Consider the following 26,718-nt stretch of genomic DNA (forward strand, 5'->3'; position numbering starts at 1 on the left):
TACCCCAATCAATCCTTCTTAATTTTGGATTCCGATGGCTTCCCTGGCTAATTCTTGTTCTAAAGCCGCTTTGACTCGTAACCATTCTGTTTCCATCTTTAAGAAGCCAGCCGCCGCACTTCCTGATGTAAAACATTCAGTCCTAGAGCCATTTTCTGCGGCCATACCAACCCGTCCCATATATTCTAACTCTTTGCATAACTCAGAAAATGTGATGGCACCTAATTGAGCACTACTGGATTTTAAGGTATGAGCAGCTTCTTTTAATCCTTGTATATCTTGAGTTCTGATCGCGGTTTGAATTTGGGCAATTTTTTCAGGCGCATCCGCTAAATAATCCTGAATTAATGTATTAACAAAGGGATCATCTTCATCATCATATTCTCGGAGATTTTTCAACACTTGTTGATCGATGGCGGAAGAGTCCAAAGCGACAAACTCTGGAGGGATAAGAGATTTTTCTAAGGGTTGATTTCCATTCGTGTAACTTTCTTTTTCTTTTGAAGAATTAGAAGATCCATTGAGAGAAAAGTCTGATGAATTGATGGGAGATTCATGACTATTTTCAGGAGAGAAGGGTTGACATTGAGATAAAGCTTTTGCCAGTTCTTCCCGCCGCACGGGTTTAGTAATATAATCATTCATTCCTGCTGCTAAACACATTTCTCGATCGCCTTGCATTGCATTGGCTGTCATGGCAATAATCCAAGGTTTAGGGGGGCGATTTTCGGGACTTTGTACATAGTCTTGACAAATCCGACGAGCCGTTTCTAATCCATCCATTAAGGGCATTTGAACATCCATCAAAATGACATCATAATATTGACGATTTAAAGCTTCTAAAACCTCTAATCCGTTCCCAGCAATATCAGCGCGATAACCTAATCGTTGTAACATTTGAATAGCAACTTTTTGGTTAACGACATGATCTTCAGCCAGGAGAATTCGTAAATTATTGGACGCTGGAACCGATAATAAATTGGATGATCCCACCCCAAAGGATTTAGCAGAAGATTTAAGAACGCTTTCAAGGGGTTGGCTGAAAATTTGAATTAATGTATTATAAAATTGCGATTGTTTCAGAGGTTTATTAATAAAGCCAGCACAATTAATTTGAGTATTTTCGACTTGTTTAACGAGATCGGTATTCACAACATAATTAAAGAACGTAATATTCAGAGGTTTTTGTTCTTGGAAAATTTCGGCATTGTCCCGTTCCCAATCTCGAATTTTTTTAGCTAGGGTAATTCCATCAACATCCGGTAAATTCATCCCTAAAATGACTAAATTAAAATCAGGATTCTTTTTCAATACATTCAGGGCTTCCTGTCCGGTTTTAACAGAAACAGGAATCATTCCCCAAGATTTCGCTTGTCGAATTAAAACCGTTTGATTAATGCCATGATTTTCAACAATTAATAAACGCTTTCCAGCCAGGAAATTAGAGAGTTCATCTGTTTCAACATTGGGGATAGCTTCAGCCCGAATGGTAAAGTAAAATGTTGAACCCGAATCTAACTCTAACGCCTCAACAAAATCCTCTGGAGGATTCCCACTGATTGTAGACATTAAGGGTTGAGTTTCAGTGTTAGAATTGGATAAAGATCGGCTGACCACCCACATTTGTCCGCCCATTAATTCACATAACCGTTGACTAATTGCTAATCCTAAACCCGTACCTCCATACTGACGAGTAGTGGACGCATCCACTTGCGAAAAAGCTTTAAATAAACGATCCATACGATCAGCCGGAATTCCAATACCCGTATCCTTAACCGCAAACTGAATATCATAAATTTTGTGAGCAATTGTTGGGGTAGACGTGAGGTTAATCGGAATATTTTTCACTTCCGTAGCTTTCACCATCACGACAACCTCTCCTTCGGCGGTAAATTTAACTGCATTACTGAGTAAATTGACTAAAACTTGGCGTAGTCTTGTGACATCTCCTAAAATCATCTGCGGCGTAGAAGGGTCAATTAAATAGGCAATTTCAATTCCTTTTTCGGCAGCTTTTGCTGAAAGTAATTCTAGAGATTCTTCCAAACAATCTCGAAGTTTAAAGGGATTTTGTTCTAAATCTAATTTACCCGATTCAATCTTAGAAAAATCTAAAATATCATTAATAATCGTGAGTAACGCATCCCCACTGGTACGAATGGTTTCCACAAAATCTTGTTGTTCAGGCGTTAAATTCATATCCAATAATAAGCCCGTCATCCCAATCACCGCATTCATCGGCGTGCGAATTTCATGACTCATGGTGGCTAGAAAGTCACTTTTAGCCCGACTGGCGACTTCCGCCGCTAATCTCGCTTCTTCTAAGGCTTTATTTTGTTCCGCTAATTGTTGACGATTTTGGACTTCTACTTCTAACAGTTTAGCTTGGGCTAAGGTTAATCCCACTTGATTCGCAACATCTTCTAAAAATTCAATTTCTTCGGGTATCCATTGGCGCATTTTATCGCATTGATGCAGCATAATAATGCCATTGGCATCTCCTTGATAGGAGGTACGAACTGCTAACATGGATTTTAATCCCATGCGCCGACACATGGGAGCAGAAGATTCTAATAAAGGTTCGGTAAAAACATCGACAGAAGCGATCGCAGCATCTTCCGCTAAGAGTTTTTCAATGTACGGATTATAGGTGACAGAAATTTCAAAATTCAAGGTTGAATCATAGCCAGATTCCAGATATTCTGCGACACAAGATAAGTGAGAATAGGGATCAGATCGATAAGTATAAATGGAACACCGATTGACTCCGAAAACCCGACCAATTTGAGTCGCTGTGGTTTGAAAAATTTCTTGAGTTTCTAATTTAGAACGAACTTTATGGGTGATTTGTTTCAGTAATAATAAATGTTGATTTTGTTGTTGAAGAATTTCTTGAGATTTTTCTCGTCCAATCTCATTTCCAATATAATTTGCCATTAATTTAATAATCTCTAAATCTAAGCTTTGAAACGGTGCTCGTGAGTGACGACTCATAAAACTCAACGTTCCATAAATTCGTCCTCCCAACATCACTCGGATGCCAATATAAGCTTCTAACCGTCGCGTTTGATAAGCAGGATGATCTTTCCAGGTTGATTGTTTAATGGATTCTAAACAAACCACTTCTTCGGTTTTTAACGCTTCCCATTCAAAGGTTTGTTCAATGGCTAAGGTATCTCCCTTGGCAAATCCAAAGGGAAAATCATCACTCAAATAGGAAGAAATGACTTCATACCGATCTGCAAAAACTCGTCCTAGTAACCCAATATCCATCCCAAATCGATGACAACCCATGCTTAAAATGGCATTAATTCGGGTTTCAAAATCACGATTACTTCCCAGGGTGATTTCATAAAATTGACGAATTAAAACTTCTCGTTCTCTTAATTGATCTAATTCTTGAAACTGTTCTGTAATATCATGTAACGTTCCGATAAGTCCTGTAATCTGTTGCTGTGTATCTAGGAGCAATTGCGCTGAAATTAAAATCCGTCGCGTGGTCGGTTGAGAACGCTGTCCGGTACGTTGTTGTTCTTTAATATTAAATGCTAAAAGCCGGACTTCCTGTTGACTCGATTGGGAGCGACCTAACATTAAAGATTCAAACCATTGACTCGCTTTTGTCCGATCTTGAGAATAAATATAGTTTAAAAATGATGTCCCTAAACTATTTTCTACGGTTAAACCCGTTAACGGTGTCCAAGCGGAATTTAAAAACGTCCAATTTCCGTGAATATCCGTTTTAAAAACTACGGATTTTAAGCGATCAATGGTATTATCATCAAGAGTTCGATTGGGTGGGGGTGGAGGAGATGAAGTCTTTTCTAACAGGGAAGAGGTTAAATCAATTTGAGTTCCAATTAAGCGCAGGGGTTCTCCTTGTTCACTCCAAAATCCTTGACCTCGATTGAGTACCGATTTATATTCACCGTCTTTACACCGGATGCGATATTCTGTCAGATATTCATGATTTTTTTGAGAAAAATAATCCTTTAAAGCAACTTTAACTCGATTCAAATCTTCAGGATGAATCCGACTTAACCATTCCTCTAAAATATTTTTAACTTCATGTTCTTGATATCCTAACATTGCTTTCCATTGAGAAGAATAGAAAACTTCATTAGTTTTTAAATTCCAATTATAAATCCCTTCTTGATGAGATTTTAAAGCTTCAATGGCTTCATTACTTAAGGATGAGTTTTCACAACATACAGACCCAGAGTCAGAAGGAGTTACTTTTGAAGTCTCCTGAATTTGATGCTGCCAACTTAAAAGCATATTGTGCATAGACTTCGGTTGAAGCACTTGCAGCAAAATGGTTTGAGGAGAAATTACAGTAGTCGGATTATTTTTATCATCTACTAAAATAATAGGAAGCTGATAATAATATTTCCGCATTAAGATTAATGCCGTTTTTAGGGAAACGTGCGATCGCAAAACTAGAGGCGGGGTATTACAAATACTACTAGCTTTAAGGGTTTTGAGATTCAGTCCTAAAGCTTGAATAGAAATGATGTCATGACGGGTGACAATTCCCACCGATTTAGATTCAGATTTGGGTTTAGAAGTCTGATCGGGTTTTAATGGAGAATTAGAAGAAATGGGTTCAGTAATCACCACTTCATCCACACCATATTGCAACATTAATTCGGTTAATTGCCGTACTGTTGCTGTTCCAGGCACCTGAACAATTTTAGAGGTTCGTAGGGGAGCCAGTTGATTTAATTTAATTAAATGATCGGGCAGAAAAAGATGGTCGAGAAGGTGGGAAGAAACTCCTACAGGAATATCGGGTAAACGTCGTGGTGTTTTGCTTCGTTCTCGGAAAGAAAGTTGTAAACAATTTTGGGGACTGATGATCCCGACTAATCCTCCTTGATCATCCACAATAGGAATTTGTTGAACTTGATGTTTTTCTAATAACCCCATCATTGTAAAAATATCGTTGATTTCCGATTCTCGAACGGTTAGAAATGACCGAATCATAATTCGAGAAATGGGAAATCCCTTGAGAGAATCTCCAATAGAATTTAACTGAATAATATCTCGTTCTGTAAAAATCCCTACAATCGTCGGTTTCTGCTGGGGAGTATCGGCTGGTTCAATGATCAAAACCGAGGGGGAACCGGTACGGCTCATCAACAAAATAACCTCTTCCACAGGGGTTTCCGGTGTCGTGGTTAAGGGATGGCGGTTGATAGCTTGACGAACTGAGGGAATAAACATAGAGGGCTTATTTGGGTTAGGGCTAGCTGGAATCAGGTTGGGCGCTGGGGTCTTGTGGAGGCTCCGCAAATCATCTAGGGCAAGATAAGGGTTAAGATACCTGGGGGGTAATACCCTCTCTTACTACCAGCATATTGGCATTTTCACTGGATGTCTTACCCAATTTTGCAACGACCTCTGAGTCAGACCGGAATTAAGGCCCTTGGTGAAAAGTGTAAAAGTTTTGCTCGGAAACCAGCAAGGCCTGTTAGGAGAGTGTAACCACATATAGCAAGTCTCAGCAGGGAGAGTAGGGGGCAGGGAGCAGAGGATTTTACCCTCAACAGTCAAAAGATATCTGGGGGGATTGAAACAGAATCTTTACTTCCATTTTGGCTTCTTATCGCCTTTAGATTTAAAATTTTTGAGGGTCATTTTCACCCAAAGTCATGTTCCGGGTTACTGCTCCCTTGAGTTTTTCCGGGCAATTACCTAAAAATCACAATAATTATCCTATGAAAATTTTAGATTCTCAAGGCCGTCTTTTCGGTAAAATTAGCATTCTCGATTTTGGTGCTGCTTTCGTTATTTTACTGGTAATTTTTGGTATTTTCTTTTACCCGGGTACATCGGGCTCTGTCGCTCAAGTTGGTGTCACCACCCGTCCTGTGGAAGTAGATGTTCTGGTTGTTGGACTTAAAAGCCGTAACGCCAAAGAATTATTTAAAACAGGAGAAAAAACTAACTTAATTATTCGGAATCAACCCTATGGTCAAGTAACGCTGAAAAATATAGAATTTTTACCTAGAATTATCCCCGTTACCCAACCCAATGGAACATTGAAGCCCCTTCCTGACCCCACTGCTGATGTTCTGTTTAACAATAATCTGCTTTTAACCTTAGAAGGAAAAGGTCAAATCACCGAAAATGGCCCGGTTTTAGGGAATATCAAAATCAAAGTCGGCACCACTGTTGAACTCGACGGCAAAGAATACAACTTCAACGGGACAGTCATCGAAGTTCGCGTTCAGTAATCAGTAATCAGTTATCAGTTATCAGTTATCAGGGGTTAGATTCACTCGGGTGCGTTTTTGTTGACGTTAATCATCTCCCTTCTCTCTCCCCACGCCCCATGCCCTTTTAAAATACCATGAATTTTATGAATTTTATGAACTTTATGAATAATCAGGGGGTTCTGGTAATAAAAATCTTGAATTTTATGATTTTTTTTGATGAAGGATTAGGCTTTTATTTTTGGAAAATGTCAATATACTAGATTTAGAGAGATGAGCTATAGTTCCCATTTACCTCTTTATTTTTTATTAATCAGGGCAAAACGATGAACCTTTCCACTCAAGTTGCTTTATCTCCACAAACCTTGAGGATTTCAGAGTTTATTGCACCTCTGACACCCAGCAATTTTCGCACGGAAATGAAGTCCGTTGAGCAACAGCTTAAAACGGTGTACCAAACTTTAGCAATGTTGCGGGTGAGCAATCATAGTTTTGAAGCCTTTCTCAATGAAATGCTAAATGCAATTACCCTAAAAATTGGAGAACTTTTAGGCGCAGATCGGACAACGGTTTTCTTGCTGGATGAAGACCAAAATGAACTCTGGTCATTAATTGCTAAAGATGAAGGAAAAGGCTCTTTAGAAATTAGAATTCCTCTGAATCAAGGCATTGCTGGTCAAGTTGCCCGTTCTAAGGAAAAGGTTAATATTCCCTTTGATTTTTATGAATACGCAGAAGCCGTTGTTGGGATGCTGAATGAATATTTTAATGTGATGGTTGAACCGATTTTTAATCATAAAGGAACCCTAGATAAATATATGGGGGATGCCATTATGGGGGTTTTTGGTTCACCGATTCCCTTAGAAGATCATGCCTGGAAAGCGGTACAAACAGCTTTAGATATGCGGTCAGCTTTAATCCAATTTAATCAGCAAAGACTGGCTCAAAAACAACCTCCTATTCGCATTGGAATTGGGATTCATTCAGGAAATGCTATTAGTGGAAATATTGGTCATTCTCGACGGATGGAATTTACAGTGATTGGGGATGATGTTAATTTAGGGTCGCGGTTAGAAGGAACAACCAAACGCTATAATTGTGATATTATTATTAGTGGGAATACCTATCAGCTTTGTGCAGAGCAATTAATCGTTCGAGAGTTAGATATTGTTCGGGTTAAAGGCAAAACCCAACCTGTTTCTCTCTATGAATTAGTTGGGGAAAAATCGGCTGTTATTTCTGATCAAAGATTGGAAGCGATCGCCCTTTATGAAGCAGGACGCAAAGCCTATTTGAATCGAGATTTTACCACTGCATTAGGCAAGTTTGCAGCCGTATTATCTCTGACTCCCGAAGATTCAGCCGCAACCCTACATATTCAACGCTGTCAACATTGGTTAAAAACCCCCTTACCTGCTAACTGGGATGGGGTAGAAAATTTAACAGAAAAGTAATTTTAGTTCAATTCAAACCCGAAAATTTTGATTAAAATAATCCCTCTTTTATGACCAAGGGGAATTTGAACGAAGTTACGCCCTTTCAACCTAAGTCAAATCCGGCTTTTTCCTCAAAGTGATAAAAGAGGGATAATATAAAATCCTGAAATGTTTGCTACAAATTAAACAAGAGATACTGACGATTAATTTTTATCTCAAAAAAGCCCTTGAAGCCGGATAATAGAATAGGGTTTGAAATTTTGATTGTCGTTCCTGTATGGGTTCCGGGGCTTCATCCCATAAACTTTCATAGAAAAAGAACGAAAATCCTAAGCCATTTTGACGGGCGGCTTGTACCTTCGCTTGAATTTGATTCATCCCAATGGGTCGATTTCTTAACCCGGTTAAAATCCCTACTCCCGTTGGAATTTTACTCTGGGCTTCTTTAATTTCTGCTTTCGTTATTTCTCTAACAAAACTCGGTAAATCTGGACGATAAATCTGAACAATTAACTCATCAACTAGATTTTTTTTCACCCAACCCACCCAATCTTGGAGATGACTATTATAAGCAGTATGATAGGGATTGGGAGCAATAGAAAAAATTGCTTTAGGATTTTTAGCTTTTACCGCTTTACGCAATTTTTCAACAAATTCTGTAATTTTATTCGCCCGCCAACGCACCCAAGCTTCATCTTTCGGGTTGCTGGGAGGGGATGCTTTCATTTCTTGTTGATACAACTTAATCGTATAGGGATCATAACCAAATTCAATGGGTAAACTCAAGTGATCATCAAATTGAATTCCATCCACTGGATATAAAGTCATCACTTCCACAACTAAATCGATGATTAATTGTTGTACCTGGGGATGAAATGGATTTAACCAAACCACTTCCCCCGCCACACCTTCCCAAGTTAAACTTCCATCTTGGCGACTGGTTAACCACTGGGGATGATTTAAAGCTAATTCGGATGAGGGGGGTGCCATAAATCCAAATTCAAACCAAGGTATTACTAATAACCCTTTTTGATGACTTTGGGTAATTAAATCCGCTAAAACATCCTGTCCCTGTAACCCTCGACGAATAAAGGGTTGAAACCCCTTTGCTTGAGCTATTCCACTCGGATAAAACACATAACCTGAATTCCAAACTACGGGATAAATTGTATTAAAATTTAACCGGGCTAATTGATTCACCGCTTCCTGTAATTTCGCATGATCTCGCACAATATCACTATCATTTGTTGTCATCCAAACACCCCGAATTTCTGGGGACAGTTGAGGGGGAATCGCAATACCTGGATAGGCGGATAGTAAAATTGTTAATCCTATCCCCAAAACCATTAAAGAAATTGATTTTAGGATTCGTACTGTCTGTTTAGAAAAATGCGATCGCCACGAACTTTTCGCCATGAAATCCAATTGCATAAGTGTATAGAAGAAATCAGCAATTCAGCAGAGAACCCTGTGTTTTTTAGAATATTTTAATAATTTACCAAATTTTGCTGATCTTCTAACATTGAATTAGGATTTGAGAATTTGAGAGAAGGTAAAGTTCGGAAACACTCGAAGCAGTTGCTCGGAATTCAGTTTAAAATTACTCAATAAAATCTGAGCAATTACCTCTCTAAAGTCGGTTGTTACCTTTAAATCCCGTTGTTCAAATAACTCAGATTTCGCTAAGCCGGGCCATTTACCATAAACTTTTCCCCCTTGAACTGCCCCTCCTAACAGCCACATCACGTTCCCATAGCCATGATCCGTCCCCCCATTGCCATTTTCGTGAACCGTGCGCCCAAATTCTGACATGACCACTACGGTTGTATCCCGATAAACCTCTCCCAACCGTTCCACTAACACCGCTAACCCTTCAGCTAAAGGATTTAAACGATTCGCTAAGACTCCGGTAGCTGCCCCCTGATTAATGTGGGTGTCCCATCCTCCCAAAGCCATAAACGCCAGTTGAATACTGGGATCTCGAACTAACAAACTCGCCAGTTGTCGGGCTTCCCCCGCAAATCCCTTGGGTAAGGGGGCTCCTTGGTTAGCGGCTTCCATTTCCGCGTCTAATTCCTTAAGCAGTTGTTCACGGGCGCTTCTGCCTTCTCGATAAGCTAGACTCAGAGCATCGTTACTCGCGTAAAGTTGATCAAAGGCAGCCTTCACTTGCTCTCCGTCAATGGGGAGTTCGCGGGTACTATTAGAATTGAGGGTAATATTGGCAACGGATTGAGAACCCGATAAGATTCGCGGAATCACAGTTCCCACACTGACGGCTTCAACAGGAGTGTGTCCGGGTAACACCCCTAATAAACGATTCATCCATCCATCGGGGGTTTTTTGACTGTTGGGGGTTCCCGTTTCTAACTGATCCTGGGCTTCAAAGTGAGAACGATTAGAAATCGGAGAACCTACCGCATGAATAAAAGCTAAATTGCCTTGTTTCCAGAGAGGCATCAGGGGGGATAAAGCCGGATGAATCCCAAAAAAACCATCTAAATCCAAGACCCCTTTTTCGGTTCCAGGTTTGGGAATGGCAATCACAGGACGGGCGGCATAATATTCCGGTTCAGCATAGGGAACCACCACGTTTAACCCATCAATTCCACCCCGAAGAAAAATCACAATTAACCGTTTTGGGGAGGGGGAAGTCGCAAAGCTTTTTGCAACCCATCCTTGAGTTCCCAAGGTTGCGATCGCTGATGTTCCAACAAGACCTACAAATTTTAAAAATTGTCGTCTTTCCATTCTGTTAACCTCATTGATCATCGCAGAAATTAAGATAATTTTTATTAACTCGGTTAAACTAATGATTTAAGATAGAGAAGATAGTGTTAACTGTTGTTTAGTATTCCCATAGCCTAACACAAAACCGGAACATAGAGAGGAGAATTTAAGCATGATTTTAAAGCGCGGTGCATTAGGGGCTCATGTTCGAGAAATCCAATATCAGTTAGAACGGTTAGGTTATAATATTGGGCGGTTTGGAATGCCCTTTGATGAACAATTAGAAGCTACGATTAAAGCCTTTCAAGAGGAAATGGAATTAGCCATTGATGGGATGATTGGAGAGGCAACTCGTCTCAAACTTCAAGAAGCCGTAGCTGCAATTGAAAATTCTACGGATGTTAATCAAAATTCTAGCTATTCTGCTGAAAATAAACTTCCTCCCGTCCCTAATGAATTAGGAGATTTTATTCAGGGTAATTGGGAACAATGGCGCGTCACTTGTTCTAAAACCTTAAATGCTCGGAGTGGCCCCGGATTTAATTATTCTATCGATATGACTTTTCCCTCAGGTACGATGTTAATGCTCCATCCTGAATATCGTTATCCGATTAAATTTGATTCAGTCGGTAAACCTTGGTTAGTCGTTTCTTATCAAGGGGGAGCGTTTTTTATTCGAGCCAATCAACGATTTATTGAACCTGTTGTTTAATTCAGATTAAATTGAGAATTATGGAAGAACTGTTAACCTTAAAAGATCTTCTCCTCAAGGGGGATATTGCTGGATCATTAGCTGTTGTTGAAGAATTGGAAGAAATGAGCCGAGATGACAAGATTAATAATATTATTAGTTATAGTATTATTTTATTGTTGCATTTAATTAAACAACAAGCGGAAAATAGAACAACTCGCTCTTGGGATATCTCTATCCGCAATTCTATTCGACAAATTCAACGAAAAAATAAACGTCGGAAAGCAGGAGGCTATTACCTGAATTCTGAAGATTTAGCCGAAGCGTTAGAAGCAGCTTATCCTGATGCGATTGATCAAGCTTCTTTAGAAGTTGAAGAAGGACGTTATCAACCGGAAGAATTAGAAAAAATTGTTAATAAACAAGAGATTATTAATCGAGCGTTAGGGTTAATATTAAAGGGTTAAAATAGGGGGAATAAAACTGGGTTCCTGAACAAAATCTTAGTGAGGATGCAAAAGTTATCCTAGAAACTCAGTTTTTGGAATATTACATCCATGATTCCCAAGAAAACGGCTGAACTTGGTTAATTCGTTTAAAGTCACTGTCGGTGGAAACTAAGGTTAGTTCGTGTTGAATCGCTGTGGCGACAATCCAAAGGTCATGGTCGGTAAATCCCAAGTGACTCATGCTGGTGTGGCGACGTTTATTTTTATCTTTTGGAGCAAATTGATTAAATACTGATGCTTTAATACCACTATAAATGATAGCAGTTTCTTCATCTATAAAATGCAGGTCAACATTAGTTAAAAAGGCTTCAACGGCGATCCGATTCTGCACAGCTTTCAGCGATTTATTAGTCATGTAAAGCAGTTCAGCATAAGTAATAATACTAATACCAATAACGTCATTTACATGATCATTTAAGGCATTAATTACTTGAGAGTTTCCATTAATAATATAGCTACAGTGGTTTGTATCCAGTAGACATCTCCAAAATAGAAAAAAGGAGGGGTAAAAAGATGATAAAATTAAATTTTACCCCGGATTAGAGATGAGTAAATTAAGAGACTATCTGGACAAGAATCCCCAGCAAGCAAAAAGGCTATTAGGGATGGAATATGAACAGATGATAGAACTCATTCAAGCTGCGGAGTTATTAGAAGAAGAAAAACGACAGGAAAAAGAAAAAACTAAAATCAGGTTGATTAAAGCAGGTGGGGGTCGTCGGCAGAAATTATCTGTGGAGGAACAAATCTTACTGACTCTAATTTATCTGCATCAAATGCCCACATTTCAAATGTTAGGGTTACAGTTTGAAGTCAGTGAATCAACAGCGAATGATATTTTCCATAACTGGATAAAAATCTTGAGAGAATTACTACCAGCGAGTTTGCTAGAGCAAGTAAAAAAAAACGAGAGTGATTGGGAGTGGGTAGAAAAAATTCTGGTGGAATTTGAGTTAGTAGTAGATAGCTATGAACAGCCCAGGGAAAGACCAACAGACAATGAAGAGCAGAAAAAATATTACTCAGGAAAGAAAAAGACACATACCTTTAAAAATCAAGTCATTGTCATGCCAAATGGAAAAGAAATAGTGGATGTAGCTGTGGGTTATACCGGAGCAACAAGTGATCTGAAATTGTGGAGAGAAAGAAGCCAGGAATTGGGGAATAATCAAAAATACAGAGGGGATAAAGCTTATGTAGGAGAAACAGCAATTAATACACCACATAAGAAACCGAGGAATCAAGAGATATCGGCTGAAAAGCAAGAAGAAAATCGATTAAAAGCTAAACAAAGGATTGTAGTCGAACATTTAATAAGACTGATAAAAATTTATCGAGTTGCTTCAGAAAGATTTCGGTTAAAGAGGCAAAATTATGAAGCAATAATCTTGACAGTATGTGGATTAATAAGATGGCGAATAGGAGCGATTGTATTACCATCTAAGAATTGCCCAGAATTCTTTTGAGAAATAATTGTATATCAGAGATAAAATTCATTAGTTATTATTAATGTGACTGAAAAAGCCTATGAATCCGTTACTTTTGGAGAAGCCGGCACAGGAGTGCTAGAGATTCCAAAAGTAGCGATAGAGGGCATTTGGAGATTTTCGGAGATGTCTAGTAGATAAGGCATGGGCTTAAAATTGCGTTTCTGAGCGAGTCTCCTGTACAAAATTTAGGCAGTCTTCCAGATCATCACCCTGCCAAGTTTGGGCAAATTTTAGTAAATCTTTAGCTGTTTTACCTCTTTTAATAGGGGATAGTTTACGCAATGAAGAGGACTCAATAGTTTCTGCTAACTGAATAGAATCGAGAAACTCACTCACTAGAGTAAGTCTTTCGGGTGAAAGTTGATTGAGTTGGCTTTCGATTTTTTGGCGTAATTGAACTGTATTCATAGTTCGGGATTTCAATTATATTATCTTAAATTTGTACGATCGCCTATACATAACTATTAATAACTTTACCACCCACGAAAAAGAGGCGGAGCCTCCTTAATAACATTCCAAGGCGGGAGCCTTGGAACGAGGGGTTAAGCGGCTTTTCCGGGGTAGATTGTGCGTTCCCCTTTGGGAATAGAAATCCAACCCAATTCTTGTAAACGATTCGTTAAATTAGAAATACTCACCCCCAACTCATCTTTAATTTTATAAAGGTGTCGCCATTGCGTTAAATCTCGACCTTGGCGTTTTTCATCTAAGACATGGCGAGGCATTAATAAACAACTGGCAAAATATTGTGCTTGCCATTCAATCGAAGCGAGATGAGATTCCACCGTAGCACCTCGACAAACAAAGGGTTCATCCGATTGATTGTCCGAAGATTCTGATACTCCCAACTCTAATTGATCATGATTAATATGTAATACCCAATGACCGATTTCATGGGCAATAGTAGACTCAATAAAGCCCTTGGGTTTTTCTTGAATTTCCTCATTAATTTCGATGAGTCGTTCCGTTGGCAAGATTCGAGCCGCGATCGCCCCCTGTTCATCGGGGGGAATGCAATCCCACACCACTCCTAAATCGAGGAAATCTGCCACGAAAGAAGCCTCAAACGGCCACTCTGGGGCAAAATTTGGCGTGGTTTGCATCCGTCGCAAAATCTCATTTGCCCGACGCTCAATCGACTCTCGACGATAAAAGCGGTACGGCTTTAGGATACTCACTTATTCAACCTCCCGGACAGCCTCAAAAATTTGTTGGGCAAAGTTGGGATTTTCCTGCATTCGGCGGAATAATGCCGTCATGCTCTTATTATTTTCTTTGAGAAATGTCTCATAATGCTGAGGGATTCGCCCCGCCAAGAAGATTAACTCCTCCTCATCTAAACCCAGATTCCGCGCCAACCCCCGAATCACATCTTCTTTAGGCGGGTAGTCCGCGCGATCATTCTCTAGCTTCGATAAATAGGTGAAATCCACTTGCAACAACGCCGCTAACTGACGCTGTGAGTAGGCTTTGTCTTTACGAGCCTGACGAATTAGCTTTCCAAAGGTTTGTTCCACAATACATTCCTCCTGACTCCCATAATACGCTGGTTTGAAGAAAATTTCAACCCGCTACAACCAGTCTACTGCTTACACGCCGGAAGAAGGTAGAGATTGGGAAATCAAGGTAAAAAATTTTGATCTCAGACTTGACGATTGAGTCAACATTGACTAAGATAGGGTTAGTTGAACAAAAGTTCAATACCCAAACGTCTCCCATAGCGTTTGTTGCAGCCATCGAGATCATTCAACCTTGATCAGGTAGTGTACTAACCCCATCAATTTGGGATTGAGGTTTTGATCAAAAACCCAAAATCCATACAGGAGGAAAACTGCCATGCTCAGAACTTGGACAGATACACACTACAAATTAGAAGACGATGATTGGCTTTATATTACTACCCATGAAGAACAAGGTTCAGCATCGTTAATATGTCCGGGTTATGCACGGGATGGGGAAGGATTTAGTATTCATTTTACCACCGCTCATACCCATTTATTAGAGCATTTGTTAGCAGCTTTACGCATTCTTAAAGCTCAACAAGAGGCATTGTATTCCTATCCTGAACCGGAAAAACAATCCCATTTAATTCGATAGAATATTACCGAATTAAAACAAAATTAGGGCGAGGAAATTTAAACTCAAATTACTCGCCCTAATCCAGAAAATTGCGTCTAAATTTCAGAAAATAAAGGGAAATAAAATGACAAAAACATTAGAAAAAGCAACTTTTACCGTTTTTGGAGCCAAACCCAAAGAAGCTTTATTAGTTCCTGAAATCCCCATTTCAGTTCGCAATAATTGTCAGGCGGGACAGTGGACAATCGGGGATACAGATTATGGTTCTAAATGTTCCATGACCATTCTTAAGTTTAGCAAATTTTTTGGCAGTTTAGGACAAACAGAACATACTTTATGGGGTCAAATTTGGTTTGTCGCGGAATCAGGAGAACTGCCAAAAGGGGTTGTGATGGTGACGTATTTAAAATCACGGGGATTAAGTGATTTTAACCGTTTAGTGGCTTCTGTTCAAGCGCGAGGTGTTGAACCTGCAACGGGAATTTTTGTTCCTGAATTTACCAAGCATTCCGGTCAAAAACCCGATGAGAATGGAGTCGTAAAACCCATTAATTATTATAGTTTAAAATGGTCTTGGCAGGAACGGACTGATTGGTCTGTGGTGGAACAAGCGGCGGCAGTTTTATCAGATCCCAGTAATTTATCGCGGATGATTGACTTGGAAGGAACCCGAAAAATGGTGTGTTTAGATAACTTACCTCCCCATGAAATTGCCTGTTTAATGGTGGCTTATGCCAAAGGAGAAGAACATTCTGAATTGATGTTAAATTCAGGACAAGATACCGCATTACCTCCGGCTTTAACTCAAGTTTCTGCGTAAGTATTGTAGGGGAATTTACCCCAACATTAGGTGAGGACGGGTTCTATCAATCTAGGTATTTTTCCCGTCCTTACAATATCGGTTTTTATAACAGGTGTTATAGAACTTTACCGATGTTTAAAAGCTGGGTATCATCACTGCGATTTTTTCGTTCTAGGAAAACATGAAAAAAACGATCAAATTAAACCCTCCTAATTCCATTGAGCATCAATTAATGAAAACCTGTGAATTAACGAATCAAGTGCGTCAAGATACGATGCAGGATTTGGAAAACATCGGGGAAGACTTTAAGCATTTATTCTTAGTCATTCAATCGGTTCAACGGAATTATCAAGCGTTGTTAGATCAAAATCAACAATTGCAAAATTTATTGCTAAACTTGGTTAAAGATTGCTATTGTTGGCAAGGAAATCGTTGTCAAAATTGTCAGAAAATTTTGCAAGCCCTTGCTAAAAACCCGACAAATCTTGATTCAGAATCCACTGAAAAATATCAAGATATTGTTACTCAACTGCGAAAACGCAATTAACTCCCCACTGGATAGCCCGAATTGTAATTAATCTAATTAGTTATTTCGTAATCGGAGAAAATTTTTATGACCCATTCCTCTTTTGTCCCTAGCAACAAAACACAACTGTTAGCTGCCTTTCAACAAATTTTAGCAGAACAAAAACGAATTGAATCGAAAGTTGCCACGAAGGAACAGGAAGCAGAACAAGAAAAAGGCAAGCAAATCTTAGAAACCGCAGCAACCTATACTGTTGATAGTATTGTTAAAGGGTTAGCGGACTTACAACTTGATTTTGGTTCTATTATAACAGAATTAACCGAAAAATTACGAACGGAATCTACAAAGTTAGAGGAGTTAAAACGAGGAATTGAAATTGAGACTCAACAGTTAAAAGAAATTCATAAAATTCGCATTGTTGCTGATTCGCTTCATATTTTAACGCAAGAACATCAGGAAAAGTTAAGTTTATTACAACATAATGTCACGCTTCAGCAAGAAAGTTTGCAGAAAGATATAACAACAAAGCACAAAATTTGGGAAAAAGAACAACAGGAATTTGACATATTACTTGAAGAGGAAACAGAACGTTTAACGCGCAGTCGTGAACAAGCAGAAGCAGATTATAACTATGAATTGGAACGAACTCGACGCATTGAAACTGATGAATATGAAGACATGAAACGGAAGTTAGAACGAGAGTTACAAGAATTAAATCAAGATAAAGAGAAAAATTGGACAGAACGGGAACGAGTTCTAAGGGCAAATCAAGCAGAATTTGAAGCACATCAACAGCAAGTGGCAGGATATGAAGAAGAACTGAAACAAGCCTTTAATACGGCTAAAGAAGAAGCGATTCAAGAAGCAACACGAGAAGCCAAGGTTAAAGCTGATTTATTGACAAAAGAATGGGAATCTACAAAACAAGGTTATGAGTTACAAGTTCTATCTTTAGAACAAACTATTCAACGACAAAATGAACAAATTACCCAAATTTCAACTCAGTTACAAGAAACATTAAAACAAGCTCAAGATCTAGCTATGCGAGCTTTTTCTAGTTCAACTACTGCTAATACTGGCAATAAATAGAGATTGAAAATCAATATTCTGGTATTTTGCAAAAGCACGATTTTTCTACAAATATAAACAAAAAAAGGAAGCATAAACTATGACAAAAAAAATGAATGACCGCAATACAAAAGCGGAAATTTTGGAAGCTTATAAAGAATTAAATGAAGAAAAAAATGCGTTAGAAGCGCAGATTAAAAAGCTGAGTTCTACTCAAAATCAAGTTCAACAAACCCGTAAGGAGGAAATTAAACCGATGACCACTACATCTGCTGTGAAAAAGCCAAAAATGCAGCAAACTATTGAGAATTTATTGTTATTACAAACCGGGTTTGGAAGTGCGGTGAGTGAATTATCAGAAGCGTTAACTTCAGAAGCCGTGAAATTAGGAGAATTGCGACAAACTGTTAATCATGAATTGCAACAATTAGAAGAATTACATGATTTAGAAAACGTTGACGATGATACATTAGATGATTTAGTTGAACGTTATGAAGAAAGTGCTAAAACCTTTGATGAGGAATTAAGTTTAAGACGAGAAACCTTGGAACAGGAAATTCAAGAACAACAAAAAGCATGGCAAAAAGAACAGGAAGAACATCAACGCATTGTTAAAGAGCGGAATGAAACCTATAAAAAATCTCGATTTCGAGATCAAGAAACCTATGATTATAATTTGCAAGTGCAACGAGATGTCGATAACGATACCTATTCACAAACAAAGAAAAACCTATATAAACAGCTTGAAGATTTGCAAGAAGAACAGGAAAAACAATGGACAGAACGGGAAAAAATAATTGCTGAACGAGAAAAAATTTATGCAGAGGTTAAAGCTAAAGTAGAAGAATTTCCTCAAAAATTAGAAGATAGTATTAAAAGCGGAAAAGATCAAGGACGCAATATTGGGAATTATCAAGCTAAAATTAAAGCCGATTTATTTGCAAAAGAAGTGGAGGGTCAGAAACAATATTATGAATTGCGCGTTAAGTCCTTAATGGAAACCATTCAAAGTCAAGATACTCGTCTACAAACTTTATCGAAACAATTAGATTCTGCACTGAAACAGGTTCAAGATTTAGCAGTCAAAGCCATTGAAGGTGCTTCTAACGTCAGTTCCTTCCAAGCCGTTAAAGAAATTGCCTTAGAACAAGCTAAAAACCCTAATAAAGGGAAATAAGATTTAATTCACCTATAGAGGCGTGCCAATAGTCTTGGGCATCGCTACGCTCAGGCACGTCTCTACAGGGCGCGTCTCTACCGAGGATATGGATTTTTGAAACAAAATCATTTTTTATTGCCATTTATAGCTAAATCTTGCTAATCTAGTATCAATAAATGTTTGTAAATTTTAGTAAGGATACTCACTCCCATGAAATCCGAACAGGTTATTACCTTTTTTTCCGATATTATTACTCATAAACCCGAACTATTTCAAGGAGAAATTTTAAAAGATTTAACTCGATTAGAAACGGTTTTGGATGATTCAGAAACAGAACCCGAACCCGAACGGATTGAATCGGTTACAGAAGCGATTATCGAGTTTTGTGATGTTAATCCTGAAATTCATTCTCAACTAACAGAAATGGTGTCAGAACCAGAATTAAATTCAAGTGAAACCTTGGGCGAAAATCAAGTTCAACTGTTAAGTGATTCGATTAAAAAAGTTTTGGATTTACATTTTTTAAACCCCCCTAACATTTGAAGATTAATTTTTATGAGTTCTCCTCGTTGATCAATTCTTTCCACTCTAAAATGATAGGAGCAGGAAGAGTTAAACTGTGTTGTTTATCTTTTAACGGTAAATTTAATTTAACCTGTTCCGTTGAGGAGAGTTGGGGTAAAATTTTCTTGAGGTTATATTCACCCACATTAGGAGCAGGTGCATTGTTAGCAAATTGATCTTCAGCTTGAAAAAGTCTGCCTTGAGCCGTGATAATTTCTAATCCTTTAGGATGAATAAATACAGCTTGATCAGGAAATCCTACTAGGCGTAAATCTATAGTGTTAACCTGCTCATTCTTCACTCGTTTAAATAGAACAACTTGCCAAGATTTTCCAGTTTCATCGCGGAAGCTATGACGGGATTGATACAACATTTGTCCGGGGGATTCTTGTTGTTTTAGAATAGCAGCATTGGCAGGTTCTGGGATGAAAAAATTACTTCCTAATATTAAAAAAAATAAAGTTATCCCAATCACTAGAGTTCGGGTTAATAATCTAAACATCATTTTATTATTTTTAGTTAAGAAAATTAGGCAATTATTGTATGTTTATAAATTATATATCTTTTGAGTTATATTTGTCAAGTTGGGTTGACATCAAATGAATCTGCAAGTAATTCATCACTTTAGTTTTGCTTGCTAATATATTTGCAACATTGTTTTTATACCGCCGATAAACTTAAAGATTCATACGCGCTTTAGTATCCTAAAAACATTGCGATCGCCCACAACCCTAAAATTCTTCAGCGAAAGGAACCAAACAAGGTAAAATGTATCATAGCGTAACCTAAACAGAGAGAAAACACCACAATTAAAGATGTCAAACAAGTATAAATAATCAGTAATAAAACTCGTTCATATAGAGGCATAGTTGAGCGTTAGCATGAAGGTTAAAGAAGGGATGGTAGAATCTTAGAAACCGGGTTTATCTTTGAGGTTAATTATCATATATTAAGATCACTTCAAAAACCCGGTTTCTGGGACAATAATTCAGTTTTAACGAACAAATTGAGGCATAATTTCAGCCGCCGTAAATAAACCGTGAATTCCGCGATGATGCAGTTGAATTCCGGCTTTCAAATATCCAAAAGCCGGCCCACAAACGTTAGCCGCCATGCTGGTTTCATCCCCTAACGTAAAAGTATGGGTAGAAATTTTTCCTTCAAACGTCCGACCTGTAACTTGAACATTTGTACTTAGAGGTTTTTTCGGGTTGCGAGTATCAACAATACCCCCCACTGTAACGCGATCGCGTGAACAAATCCCCGCCAATTCTAACATAATATCATCGGCGTGTTCCATATTTTCTAACGTTAATAACCCATTGGTTTCATCTAATAAAGCTTCCACTTCCGCATCACTCATGGCTCTCGCTTGTTCAAGGGTATAACCGGGTAAATGACCAATATCTTCTCGAATGGTGGCGCGATAAGCTTCCCAATTAGCAATTCCGACTCCAAAGGTAATTTTAACGCTGTGAATTTCCGTATAACTTTGGGCGGCTAAAGCGGCGGCGGCGGTTAATAACCCTGGTGTCGCACCACAACCGCTCATGTAAGTAATTCCAGCCGCTTGTAACTCTTCTTTTAAATCTAATAATAATTCAACAGCACTGGTACGTTTAATCGCATCGACTAACACCCCTTTCCACCCCAAGCGGATAAAGGTTTTAGCCACACTCGCCATAAAATCATTCGGTAAATTTGGCAAAGCTAGAAAATAGCCATCAACGTCTGGGGCTGTTTTTACTAACTCTTCAATACTTTGATGACTGAGAACACCATTTGGCTCTAAATACCCCACCGACCCTTGAGATTGGTAAACCTCGATACAGCGATTCGGGTTCAGCCCCTGGGCATCATAAGCATATCCTTTTTGATCGGCTACAGCCACCCACTGCATTTGCTGTTTTCCGGCTAAAACCCGTGTTGCTGCCTGTCCTAAACCGCCAAACCCCAAAATTCCAACCCGAATCGGAGACAAACCTGAATTAACCATTACTGGACTCATGACATCTGATTAAATTTAGACAATCTTTTATTATAGTGCTACGCACTCAGGGAACAGGGAACAGGGAACAGGGAACAGTAGGCAGTGAAAGGGTTTGCTAGATTAAAAAGTGTCCTAACTGTCATGCCTAGCACTATAACCCCTTTCCATAGGGAATGGAAAATAACAATAAATTACCCCCCATGTCCTTGTCGCAAAGGTGGCTGGGGGGTTAGGTTATTCTACCCGCAGGAGAAAACAACGGTTAATCACGGCGACCCTGGAATAATGCTGGTGAATTTCCGGTTTGAGTTTGGGTTGTACTCACTAACTCATCAGGGGTCGTGGAGTCGAGACGACTTTGGGGTTGTTCAGTGGGGGTAGTCGTTTCCGTTTCCCCAGACCCCTCGGTGCTCGAAGCTCTGGGCGGTTGAACCGATGGGTCAGAAGTGGGTCTAGGATTGGTATCCAATAACGTTCCGTCGGTATTCGGTGCGGTATTCGGTGCAGTTGGGGGAACGGTCACATCAACATTAGGCGCAGGTTGAGGGGCTGGGGGAACCGTAACGTTAACATTCGGTGTCGGCGCGGGGCTCGGAGGTTGGGGGGTTTCCACGGGAACCGGAACCACTTGAGTCCTATTTCTCTCAATAATCACCGTATCGCGCTGAGGTTCTTGGGTTCTCGGTTCAGTCTTAGGGGTATTGGATTCGGTTTGTTCTGGCCCAACGGTGGGAGCTTGAGGGTCATTGGGTTTAAATAAACTCGGCCAAACCAGAGAACCAATTCCTAATGCTAATAAGGTAGCAATTCCAATTCCAATTAAAGTACCCCACGCCGCTTCATTGTTGGCTTTTGTTCTTTCGGTTTGACGAATATATTCATCCCGTACTGAGTCAGGAGTATATCCGTGTTGAGAAGGAGTATTCCGATTAGAATAGGAATTATTTCGAGTTTGATTATTCATACATTTCTCCCCAGGTTCATTTTAATAGAAAATGAATGATTTAGATGAACTGATCGGGAATAGATGGGTTATTGCTTGGGTTTGCTCTAAAGGTTAAAGGAATAAACACTGCTCTTAAAATGCAAAAAAATAAGGATACTAAAAGCCAAAGGAAACAATAATAAGGATTGATTTCCTTTGCTCACCCTGGTTTTGAAACCTAAAGGTTATGAACCCTGATCCCGATCTTTTTAAAGATATCCAAAATACTTTTAACAATTAATCTGTCGGGAGAAATAAGATCCTATCTATCTTTAGAAAGGGTTTAATTTTTAATAAAATCCAGAAATCTTTTCTTAAATTAAAAATAAACTTTAAAATCGTTGAAACCCTAAATATATCAAGGCTTTTGGCAAAAATCAAGCTCATGATTAGATATCCCATAACACTCTAATTGAAATCAAGTCTTCACACCCGTTCCTTCGGTTGATGATAAGCGAAGTCAAGCAATATTCGTTTTCTCATCTGGTAAAAATCGAGTTAAACTTTGTTCGACAACTCCCAATCTCCACCCCACTTGAATTCCCATTAGATAAGGCGGAATCGGATTTTGATTGAGATCTAAAGCTAATGCCATTTTGACTTCTTGAATGGGAATTTGAGAGGCATCATACAAAACTTGATTACATTGTTTTCCCATTTGGTAGCCTTGAATAAACTGTTCATTGGTTTTGGAATTTTTATCGACGCATTGAAGTTTGTATAAATCCAATAATCGTCCAACTTTTGCTAATTCTGTGGTGATTCTATCCTGTTGATTTCGCCAAGAAATCGGTAATTCATTCCCAGAGTTGATAGTATTAATTTTGTGTTCGATTTGGCTGATTAAAACATAAATTTCTTGATGAAATTGACAGTTACAATTGACGGAAACGACAGTATTCATAGGATAACTAAAAGCCAGATAGGGGGACGGATAACCGATACAGGAAAGGCAACTTGCAAACTTTTCTCCGTAGAAAAGAGGAGAGTGGGGGGTAAGTCCCAGTAGGGGCGCTTACCCAAACTTCAGAGGTGATGTAAAAAAAATTTAATTTTCATAAACTTTTTTAACAATGATTCATCGATTGTTGATACTTAGTTTTAACTTAAACCTAAAAAGTGAAGATCTGGGAAAGATGACTTAAGTTAAAGAGTTGAAGTCAGAGTTCTTCGGGAAATTTGCCCCTGTTATGGTTGAAGAAATACGGGGTAAATGGACAAAAAAGCAACTCCCGACCCCTAATTTAGAGGCAACAGTAATTTTACCTCCATGTTGGAGGGCCACCGCTTGAGCAATGGACAACCCTAGCCCGGTGCCGCCTTCCCGATGAGAACGCGCTTTATCTGCCCGCCAAAAACGGTCAAAAATGAAGGGTAGATGTTCCTCTGCAATTCCAATTCCTGTATCTTTAATGGTAATAACAGCAAAGCGATTTTGCTTCTTTAAAAATACGGTAATTTTACCCCCGGTTGAGGTATATTGGATGGCATTTTCTAATAAATTAGAAAGTAAACGGCAGAGGCAATTGCGGTCTCCGTGAATCATTAAAGGGATAGAAACATGGGAAATGAAGCGAATTTGTTTTGCTTGAGCAGAAGGTGCAATTAAATCAATCACATCTTGCAAAAGTTCATGGAGTTTAATGGGTAGCCATTCATGAGAAAGTTTAGAGGCTGAAACATCTGTTCTGGCTAAAAACAATAAATCATCGACGAGATGATTCATTTGAACGGTAGCACTACTAATGGCGGAGAGTTTTTTGAGATCTTTGGGATGAATGCGTTCTAAATGAGTTAACATCACATCCACAGAGGTTTTAATGGCGGTTAAAGGACTGCGTAATTCATGGGAAGCATCGGCAGTAAATTGTTTGAGTTGTTTATAACTTTGTTCAATGGGTTTTAAGGCTTTTTGGGTTAACCATAACCCGCCAATTCCTGCTAATCCTAACGCTAGAGATCCCCCAATTCCTAACCATAATAATAATTGTTTTTGAGAAACTTTAATAGATTCAGTTGATTGACTAGCGCGAATAAACCCTTTTAAAATGGTTTTTTTATTGGATGAATTTGTAAAGACAGAAATGGTATAGGTATGAATGGCAAAGGGATGATTGGATAAGCGAATCTTAGAAACACCGGGTTTAGGAGGAAAATACAAGACTAATTCTCCTCTTTTAGCTAATAATTCTCCCTTGGCATTAAACCATTCTAAACTTTGTTGATCACGGTTAAATAAATCTCGCCAAGGAAAAACAGACATTTGATCTAAATATTCATTCCCTCGTTTTTCTACTTCACTCAAGGAAGGGGCAGCAGATTGGGCTAAAGCTCGAAGTTTTTCATCTAATTGCTGATAAAAACTATAACTAAAAAATAGATAAACGCCGATGGCAAACAAGAATAGAATTGCTGCCATTACCGTTAAATAAGACAGTAATAAATGCCATCTTAAATATCTAAAATTAAAATCACGAGTTTTCTTTAAGCCGGTATCCCAAACCATAGACCGTTTCAATTAAATTACCTGGAGCACCAACCGCTTTGAGTTTAGAGCGTAAACTTTTAATATGGGTTTTAACCGTTGCTTCTGTCGGAATCTCCTCCCATGACCAAAGTAAATCTAAAATGGCACTGCGACTAAATACACGACGACCATTTCTAAGAAAAAGTTCAAGTAATCGATATTCTTTAGGGGTTAAAGAGAGAAGTTTACCTTGATAAGTCACTTCACAAGAAGTCGGATCAAGTTGTAAATGTTCCCATCGTAGAACTGGAGGTAAACTTTCTCCCCATCGACGAAGTAATGCTCGAATTCTTGCTGAGAGAACCTCTAAATCAAAGGGCTTAACGACATAATCATCCGCCCCTGCATCTAAGCCTAGAATTTTATCCGTTCTTGTATCTTTCGCTGTTAAAATTAAGAGGGGCGTATTATAACCTTTTTCTCGTAAACGTTTACAAATTGTAATTCCGTCGAGTTTCGGTAACATGACATCCAGTATAATTAGATTATAATTAGAACTCTCTGCCATTTGTAAACCGATTTCTCCATCGTGTGCAATATCAATTAAGTAATGTTGATCCGTCAAATATTCAACCAGTGCTTCCGTGACTCGCTCATCATCCTCAACCAGCAATAACTTCATGGATTGACTCATAATCCAAAGGGTATACTTTAATTTTACAATTTTAATAAAACAATTGGACTTGATAATATAAAGCTAAGGGTTGGTATTGTTGAATTTGCAAAAGATTTAGGAAGTTTCACTTCCATTATAACTCAAACCCTCGATAAAATAGAATCAAGGATTGAATAGAGCGACCCGGTAAATAATACTCAAAATGGAAAGCAATAAAAAAATTATTTCTCTAGCATCCTCATCTATCCTTTATAATGACATTGATTCTGAATTGAGAACAAGCTCCTATTAAATTTTATTATGATTGTTTTTACCCAATCCCATCTAGCCCATGACAATCAATGCGTTAACGTTTATCTACCTTTAACGGCTGAACAACGAACCAAAGCTCGTCAGTATATTGAAACTTTAGAGGGTAAAACCTATTATATTCGTCTACCTAGAGGAATAGTTTTAAAGGAAGGGGATTTATTAACCTCGGATACTCAAGATTATTGGGCTAAAGTCATTGCTAAACCAGAACCCATTATCACCGTGACGGCGAACTGTTCCCTTGATTTATTAAAAGCGGCGTATCATTTGGGAAATCGTCATGTTCCTTTAGAAATTACCTCAAACTATTTACGATTTTCACCCGATCCTGTATTATCTTCAATGTTAGTGCAAATGGGATTAACCCTTCAAGAAGAAACTGCTGCTTTTTATCCTGAACGAGGTGCTTATGGACATCATCATTCATCTTGATATCCTGCCTTCCTAGAAAAATTCAAGAACGATTAGCTCCCGGAAAGCACTCATCAATTGAGTTAAATCGATAAGCATCATCTCTTACATCTTAAGTCGGTGATCAGTTAAATAATCTCGAACAAAATTACAGCCATAACTCAATAAATCTACATTTAAAACGCTTTCCACATTCCAGAGAATCAAGTTACCATCCTCTCCAACTGATGCCACAAAACGACCATCGGGACTATAAGTTAATCCCCGAATAGCCCCACTATATCCTCGCAAAGTTGTGAGTTCCTTTCCTTCCAACGTCCATAACTTCACCGTATTATCTACACTTCCCGATGCCAGGAACCTGAAAAGAAGTTAACTTTAAGCACTTGACAAAAACGAATTGTTCTGAAACAACTATGGGAATTGAATTTAAGCTGTTAGGTCAAGATAATATTTAAGCGATCTCTTCTAAGAATGGGTTTCAAATTACACTTTCCTTGAGCAAAACTTTCGCCCGTAGGATGATGTTATCTACTTTTTTTGTTCCTGCTTACCTAAACCTCGGCTTTATTGCGCTTCAATGTTTACTCTGGGAGGCAAAGGAA

The 26,718-nt window shown here is 38.7% G+C and carries 26 protein-coding genes and 1 pseudogene; 12 read left to right on the top strand and 15 right to left on the bottom strand.

Features of this window, described 5'->3' with window-relative positions:
* Window positions 1–18: 18 nt before the first annotated feature.
* Window positions 19–5,226 (bottom strand): response regulator, encoded by a 5,208-nt coding sequence (locus NMK36_RS25610; protein ID WP_254174947.1) that lies wholly within the window; start codon window positions 5,224–5,226, stop codon window positions 19–21.
* 494 nt (window positions 5,227–5,720) lie between these two features.
* On the opposite strand from NMK36_RS25610, the gene NMK36_RS25615 reads away from it, so the two are divergent.
* A complete protein-coding gene (locus NMK36_RS25615) occupies window positions 5,721–6,239 on the top strand; it encodes a DUF4330 domain-containing protein (protein WP_072718680.1) in 519 nt (172 codons plus the stop codon).
* A 305-nt stretch (window positions 6,240–6,544) separates the two neighbouring features.
* Complete coding sequence (locus NMK36_RS25620) at window positions 6,545–7,672, top strand: adenylate/guanylate cyclase domain-containing protein (RefSeq protein WP_072717887.1); 1,128 nt, start codon at window positions 6,545–6,547, stop codon at window positions 7,670–7,672.
* A gap of 192 nt (window positions 7,673–7,864) precedes the next feature.
* On the opposite strand, the gene NMK36_RS25625 is transcribed toward NMK36_RS25620, so the two are convergent.
* Both NMK36_RS25625 and NMK36_RS25630 read right to left on the bottom strand, forming a co-directional pair.
* A complete protein-coding gene (locus NMK36_RS25625) occupies window positions 7,865–9,070 on the bottom strand; it encodes a glycoside hydrolase family 10 protein (protein WP_254174948.1) in 1,206 nt (401 codons plus the stop codon).
* Between the two features lie 111 nt (window positions 9,071–9,181).
* Window positions 9,182–10,405, bottom strand: coding sequence for a DUF1501 domain-containing protein (locus NMK36_RS25630; protein WP_254174949.1), 1,224 nt, complete (start codon window positions 10,403–10,405; stop codon window positions 9,182–9,184).
* A 151-nt stretch (window positions 10,406–10,556) separates the two neighbouring features.
* On the opposite strand from NMK36_RS25630, the gene NMK36_RS25635 reads away from it, so the two are divergent.
* Both NMK36_RS25635 and NMK36_RS25640 read left to right on the top strand, forming a co-directional pair.
* Complete coding sequence (locus tag NMK36_RS25635; RefSeq protein WP_254174950.1) at window positions 10,557–11,096, top strand: peptidoglycan-binding protein; 540 nt, start codon at window positions 10,557–10,559, stop codon at window positions 11,094–11,096.
* Between the two features lie 20 nt (window positions 11,097–11,116).
* The gene (locus tag NMK36_RS25640) at window positions 11,117–11,542 is read left to right on the top strand and encodes a DUF29 family protein (RefSeq protein WP_072717883.1); all 426 of its coding nucleotides are present in this window, start codon (window positions 11,117–11,119) and stop codon (window positions 11,540–11,542) included.
* A gap of 82 nt (window positions 11,543–11,624) precedes the next feature.
* Here NMK36_RS25640 and NMK36_RS25645 read toward each other — a convergent pair whose 3' ends face one another.
* The gene (locus NMK36_RS25645; RefSeq protein WP_367997223.1) at window positions 11,625–12,107 is read right to left on the bottom strand and encodes a type II toxin-antitoxin system VapC family toxin; all 483 of its coding nucleotides are present in this window, start codon (window positions 12,105–12,107) and stop codon (window positions 11,625–11,627) included.
* Window positions 12,108–12,129: 22 nt separating this feature from the next.
* Here NMK36_RS25645 and NMK36_RS25650 point away from each other — a divergent pair, with 22 nt between their 5' ends.
* Window positions 12,130–13,050 carry a transposase gene (locus tag NMK36_RS25650; protein ID WP_254172698.1) on the top strand — a complete coding sequence of 307 codons (921 nt, stop codon included), beginning with the start codon at window positions 12,130–12,132 and terminating at the stop codon, window positions 13,048–13,050.
* A 171-nt stretch (window positions 13,051–13,221) separates the two neighbouring features.
* Here the strand turns inward: NMK36_RS25650 and NMK36_RS25655 are convergent, their stop codons facing one another.
* The 3 genes from NMK36_RS25655 to NMK36_RS25665 all read right to left on the bottom strand — a co-directional run bounded on the left by NMK36_RS25655 (window position 13,222) and on the right by NMK36_RS25665 (window position 14,591).
* The gene (locus NMK36_RS25655) at window positions 13,222–13,482 is read right to left on the bottom strand and encodes a hypothetical protein (RefSeq protein ID WP_072717881.1); all 261 of its coding nucleotides are present in this window, start codon (window positions 13,480–13,482) and stop codon (window positions 13,222–13,224) included.
* 134 nt (window positions 13,483–13,616) lie between these two features.
* Window positions 13,617–14,252, bottom strand: coding sequence for an ImmA/IrrE family metallo-endopeptidase (locus NMK36_RS25660; protein ID WP_072717880.1), 636 nt, complete (start codon window positions 14,250–14,252; stop codon window positions 13,617–13,619).
* Window positions 14,253–14,591 (bottom strand): helix-turn-helix domain-containing protein, encoded by a 339-nt coding sequence (locus NMK36_RS25665; RefSeq protein WP_072717879.1) that lies wholly within the window; start codon window positions 14,589–14,591, stop codon window positions 14,253–14,255. It lies immediately after the preceding gene.
* A 319-nt stretch (window positions 14,592–14,910) separates the two neighbouring features.
* On the opposite strand from NMK36_RS25665, the gene NMK36_RS25670 reads away from it, so the two are divergent.
* The 6 genes from NMK36_RS25670 (at window position 14,911) to NMK36_RS25695 (ending at window position 19,251) form a co-directional block, all read left to right on the top strand.
* On the top strand, window positions 14,911–15,171 hold the full coding sequence (locus NMK36_RS25670; protein ID WP_072717878.1) for a hypothetical protein: 261 nt from the start codon (window positions 14,911–14,913) through the stop codon (window positions 15,169–15,171).
* Window positions 15,172–15,277: 106 nt separating this feature from the next.
* On the top strand, window positions 15,278–15,973 hold the full coding sequence (locus NMK36_RS25675; RefSeq protein WP_072717877.1) for a hypothetical protein: 696 nt from the start codon (window positions 15,278–15,280) through the stop codon (window positions 15,971–15,973).
* Window positions 15,974–16,136: 163 nt separating this feature from the next.
* Window positions 16,137–16,502: a hypothetical protein gene (locus tag NMK36_RS25680; protein ID WP_072717876.1), complete on the top strand. Its 366-nt coding sequence runs from the start codon at window positions 16,137–16,139 to the stop codon at window positions 16,500–16,502.
* Between the two features lie 66 nt (window positions 16,503–16,568).
* Window positions 16,569–17,570: a hypothetical protein gene (locus NMK36_RS25685; RefSeq protein WP_072717875.1), complete on the top strand. Its 1,002-nt coding sequence runs from the start codon at window positions 16,569–16,571 to the stop codon at window positions 17,568–17,570.
* Between the two features lie 79 nt (window positions 17,571–17,649).
* Window positions 17,650–18,726, top strand: a complete 1,077-nt coding sequence (locus NMK36_RS25690) for a hypothetical protein (RefSeq protein ID WP_254174951.1) — start codon at window positions 17,650–17,652, stop codon at window positions 18,724–18,726.
* Between the two features lie 192 nt (window positions 18,727–18,918).
* Window positions 18,919–19,251, top strand: a complete 333-nt coding sequence (locus tag NMK36_RS25695) for a hypothetical protein (protein ID WP_072717873.1) — start codon at window positions 18,919–18,921, stop codon at window positions 19,249–19,251.
* 10 nt (window positions 19,252–19,261) lie between these two features.
* Here the strand turns inward: NMK36_RS25695 and NMK36_RS25700 are convergent, their stop codons facing one another.
* The 6 genes from NMK36_RS25700 to NMK36_RS25725 form a co-directional block, all read right to left on the bottom strand.
* Window positions 19,262–19,777, bottom strand: coding sequence for a DUF3122 domain-containing protein (locus NMK36_RS25700; RefSeq protein WP_083579898.1), 516 nt, complete (start codon window positions 19,775–19,777; stop codon window positions 19,262–19,264).
* A gap of 489 nt (window positions 19,778–20,266) precedes the next feature.
* Window positions 20,267–21,280, bottom strand: a complete 1,014-nt coding sequence (gene bioU / locus NMK36_RS25705; RefSeq protein ID WP_072717872.1) for a (S)-8-amino-7-oxononanoate synthase BioU — start codon at window positions 21,278–21,280, stop codon at window positions 20,267–20,269.
* Between the two features lie 244 nt (window positions 21,281–21,524).
* Complete coding sequence (locus NMK36_RS25710; protein WP_254174952.1) at window positions 21,525–22,226, bottom strand: hypothetical protein; 702 nt, start codon at window positions 22,224–22,226, stop codon at window positions 21,525–21,527.
* Window positions 22,227–22,707: 481 nt separating this feature from the next.
* A complete protein-coding gene (locus NMK36_RS25715) occupies window positions 22,708–23,151 on the bottom strand; it encodes a hypothetical protein (RefSeq protein WP_072717870.1) in 444 nt (147 codons plus the stop codon).
* Between the two features lie 237 nt (window positions 23,152–23,388).
* Window positions 23,389–24,753: a sensor histidine kinase gene (locus NMK36_RS25720; RefSeq protein WP_254174953.1), complete on the bottom strand. Its 1,365-nt coding sequence runs from the start codon at window positions 24,751–24,753 to the stop codon at window positions 23,389–23,391.
* Window positions 24,719–25,396: a response regulator transcription factor gene (locus tag NMK36_RS25725; protein ID WP_072717869.1), complete on the bottom strand. Its 678-nt coding sequence runs from the start codon at window positions 25,394–25,396 to the stop codon at window positions 24,719–24,721. Before NMK36_RS25725 ends, NMK36_RS25720 begins: the two co-directional genes overlap by 35 nt.
* A gap of 294 nt (window positions 25,397–25,690) precedes the next feature.
* Between NMK36_RS25725 and ureE the strand changes: the two genes are divergently transcribed.
* Entirely contained in the window at window positions 25,691–26,134 is a 444-nt protein-coding gene (ureE, locus tag NMK36_RS25730; RefSeq protein WP_072717868.1) for an urease accessory protein UreE, read from the top strand.
* Window positions 26,135–26,218: 84 nt separating this feature from the next.
* Here the strand turns inward: ureE and NMK36_RS25735 are convergent, their stop codons facing one another.
* Window positions 26,219–26,443 carry a WD40 repeat domain-containing protein gene (locus NMK36_RS25735; RefSeq protein WP_254174954.1) on the bottom strand — a complete coding sequence of 75 codons (225 nt, stop codon included), beginning with the start codon at window positions 26,441–26,443 and terminating at the stop codon, window positions 26,219–26,221.
* Window positions 26,432–26,476 (bottom strand): annotated as a pseudogene (locus NMK36_RS29055) (hypothetical protein); the annotation flags it as partial. The pseudogene NMK36_RS29055 and the gene NMK36_RS25735, both read right to left, overlap by 12 nt.
* Between the last annotated feature and the right edge of the window lie 242 nt (window positions 26,477–26,718).

Source organism: Planktothrix pseudagardhii, from assembly GCF_904830925.1.
Lineage (GTDB): Bacteria > Cyanobacteriota > Cyanobacteriia > Cyanobacteriales > Microcoleaceae > Planktothrix > Planktothrix tepida.